The sequence below is a fragment of the Azospirillum brasilense genome (assembly GCF_008365405.1).
Classification (GTDB): domain Bacteria; phylum Pseudomonadota; class Alphaproteobacteria; order Azospirillales; family Azospirillaceae; genus Azospirillum; species Azospirillum brasilense_D.
This window is the reverse complement of sequence record NZ_QOKV01000061.1, coordinates 1-2,781: the sequence shown is the minus strand read 5'-3', so window position 1 is coordinate 2,781 and position 2,781 is coordinate 1. Positions and strand designations below refer to the sequence as shown.

4 protein-coding genes are annotated in these 2,781 nt (G+C 69.4%); all 4 read left to right on the top strand.

Going from position 1 to position 2,781, the window contains the following annotated elements:
* Nucleotides 1-89: 89 nt before the first annotated feature.
* The 4 genes from tnpA to DS837_RS31670 all read left to right on the top strand — a co-directional run bounded on the left by tnpA (nt 90) and on the right by DS837_RS31670 (nt 2,741).
* Nucleotides 90-482, top strand: coding sequence for an IS66-like element accessory protein TnpA (gene tnpA, locus DS837_RS31685; protein ID WP_170296063.1), 393 nt, complete (start codon nt 90-92; stop codon nt 480-482).
* Nucleotides 479-826 (top strand): IS66 family insertion sequence element accessory protein TnpB, encoded by a 348-nt coding sequence (tnpB, locus tag DS837_RS31680; RefSeq protein ID WP_149168379.1) that lies wholly within the window; start codon nt 479-481, stop codon nt 824-826. The genes tnpA and tnpB overlap by 4 nt, the downstream gene beginning before the upstream one ends.
* A gap of 82 nt (nt 827-908) precedes the next feature.
* The gene (gene tnpC, locus DS837_RS31675; RefSeq protein ID WP_149168378.1) at nt 909-2,522 is read left to right on the top strand and encodes an IS66 family transposase; all 1,614 of its coding nucleotides are present in this window, start codon (nt 909-911) and stop codon (nt 2,520-2,522) included.
* Between the two features lie 6 nt (nt 2,523-2,528).
* On the top strand, nt 2,529-2,741 hold the full coding sequence (locus DS837_RS31670) for a hypothetical protein (RefSeq protein WP_119510267.1): 213 nt from the start codon (nt 2,529-2,531) through the stop codon (nt 2,739-2,741).
* Nucleotides 2,742-2,781 lie beyond the last annotated feature (40 nt).

The following is a 2,781-nucleotide window of genomic DNA, read 5'->3' as shown; positions in this document are numbered from 1 at the left end:
GGTACCCCTCCGCCGAGCGCCGCCTTGTGACCGAGCGGGGAAGCTGAATCATAGAGCCTGTCCCTATGGCTATCCCTATGGCAGTCCCTATGACTATCCAACGCGTCGAGGTGATCACGGGCCTGGAGCGGCGGCGGCAGTTCAGCGACGAGGAGAAGCTGCGGCTGGTCGAAGAGGCGTTCCAGCCGGGCGTCAAGGCGACTGAAGTCGCCCGGCGCCTGGGCGTGGACGTCAGCCTGCTGTACCGCTGGCGCCGCCAGTTCTTCGGTCAGCAGCCCCGGCTGCCCGCCTTTATGCCGATCACCGTTGCCACCGACGCTCCGGCACCGGAGGAGGTGGCGGAGCCGACAGCGGCGCCAGCGGCCCCACCAGCCGGTCTCATCGAGGTCGAGTTCGCGACGGCGCGCTTGCGCCTCACCGGCCCGGTCGATCCGGCCCTGGTCGGCACGGTGATCGCCGCGCTGTCGGGACGGTCGGCATGATCCCGGTCCCCTCGGGCGTTCGGGTCTGGCTGGCCGGCGGGGTCACCGACATGCGCTGCGGGATGAACTCGCTGGCGCTGAAGGTCCAGGAGGGTCTTGGCCGCGATCCTCATGCCGGCGATTTATACGTCTTCCGTGGACGTCGCGGCGACCTGGTGAAGTGCCTGTGGCATGACGGGCTTGGCATGTCGCTTTACGCCAAGAGGCTTGAGCGGGGCCGTTTCATCTGGCCCAGCCCGGCCAGCGGAGCCGTGGCCATTTCCGCGTCCCAGCTCGCGTATCTGCTCGACGCCATCGACTGGCGCAACCCGCAGCAAACCTGGCGGCCGCGCTCGGCCGGATAGGCTGCGGCACAGTGAATCAACCCGCCGCTCTCCGGCGGGAAGAGCGAGGATTGGTGCGGGTTTCCGGGTACAATCCGGCCCCATGGACGCCCTGCCCGACGACATCGACGCCCTGCGCGCCGCGCTGATCGAAGCGCGTGGCCGAGCTGCGTTGGCCGAGGCGGACGCCGCCCAGGCGCGGGCCGAACGGTCCGGCGACCAGGCGCTGATCGCCACCCTGAAGCTCCAGATCGAGAAGCTCCAGCGCGACCTCTACGGCCGTCGCTCCGAACGGACCTCCCGACTGCTCGACCAACTCGAATTCCAGCTGGAGGAGGCGGAGGCCAGCGTCGGCGAGGACGATCTGGCGGCGGAACAGGCGACCGGCGCGGCCCGCATCACCCGCAGGGCGCCATCGCGCAAGCCGTTCCCGGCGCACCTGCCGCGCGAGCGCGTCGTGATCCCGGCGCCGGCGGCATGCCCGTGCTGCGGATCGACCCGGCTGTGCAAGCTGGGCGAGAGCATCACCGAGACGGCCGAGCGCATCCCCGCGCGGTGGACGATCATCCAGACGGTGCGCGAGAAATTCTCCTGTCGGGACTGCGAGACGATCAGCCAGCCGCCGGCACCATTCCACACCACGCCGCGGGGCTGGGCGGGGCCGAACCTGCTGGCCACGCTGCTGTTCGAGAAGTTCGGCCAGCACCAGCCGCTGAACCGGCAGTGCGAACGCTTCGCCAAGGAGGGCATGGAGATCAGCCTGTCCACCGCGGCCGACCAGGTGGGCGCGGCATGCCGCGTGCTGAAGCCGCTGCTCGACCGGCTCGCAGCGCATGTGCTGGCGGCGGAGCGGTTGCACGGCGACGACACGACCGTGCCGGTGCTGGCGAAGGGCAAGACCGACACCGGCCGCATCTGGGTCTATGTGCGCGACGATCGCCCCTTCGCGGGCGCGGCGCCGCCGGCGGCGCTGTTCCACTACTCCCGCGACCGTGGCGGCGGGCATCCCGAGGCGCATCTGGCCGGGTGGGCGGGGGTGCTGCAGGCCGACGCCTATGCCGGGTACAACCGCCTCTACGACGCGAGCCGCCAGCCGGAGCCCGTGGCCGAGGCGCTGTGTTGGGCGCACGCGCGTCGGAAATTCTTCGAGCTGGCCGACATCGCCGCCAACAAGCGGCGCGGCAAGGGAGCGCCGCCGATCTCCCCGCTGGCGCTGGAGGCGGTGCGGCGCATCGACCCGCTGTTCGACATCGAGCGCGAGGCGCTGGGGCGTTCGGCGGCCGACCGTCTGGCGCTGCGCACCGAGCTGTCCAAACCCCGGATCGAGGAACTGGAGACCTGGATGCGGGCGGCCCGGGCCGGGATGTCGAAGCACGCGCCGGTGGCCAAGGCGATGGACTACATGCTGACCCGCTGGGAAGGCTTCACCCGCTTCCTGCGTGACGGACGGGTCTGCCTGACCAACAATTCCGCCGAACGAGCGTTGCGCGGCATCGCCCTCGGCAGGAAAGCGTGGCTGTTCTGCGGCTCCGACCGCGGCGGACAGCGCGCTGCCGCCATGTACAGCTTGATCGTGAGCGCCAAGATGAACAACATCGATCCCCAGGCGTGGCTGGCCGACGTCCTGGCCCGCATCAACGATCTGCCGCAGACGAAGCTGCACGAGTTGCTGCCCTGGGAATGGAAGCGGCTGCACGAGACGACCACGGCGATCTGAGGAACCATGGCCAGAACCCGCAACCTCGTGACCATGGAGCGCGTCGCTGAGATCCTCGGCGAGGACGTCGAATGGCTGATCGACATCGCCATCGAGTTGGAGCCGGAGGACGGTTGCCTGACCGTGTTCGGCCCAGGCGAGCAGTGGTTCTATGCCCTGACCGAGGATGGCGTCGAGAACCTCAAGGAACTCATCCAAATCCACCGAACGGGACGCTGACCGCTTCGATCCGCACCTGCGTCACTCACCGGATGCGTAC

Bases quoted from the DNA above. Each gene is read 5' to 3' on its own strand.
- tnpA (WP_170296063.1), top strand. From the start codon at position 90: ATGACTATCCAACGCGTCGAGGTGATCACGGGCCTGGAGCGGCGGCGG.
- tnpB (WP_149168379.1), top strand. From the start codon at position 479: ATGATCCCGGTCCCCTCGGGCGTTCGGGTCTGGCTGGCCGGCGGGGTC.
- tnpC (WP_149168378.1), top strand. From the start codon at position 909: ATGGACGCCCTGCCCGACGACATCGACGCCCTGCGCGCCGCGCTGATC.
- DS837_RS31670 (WP_119510267.1), top strand. From the start codon at position 2,529: ATGGCCAGAACCCGCAACCTCGTGACCATGGAGCGCGTCGCTGAGATC.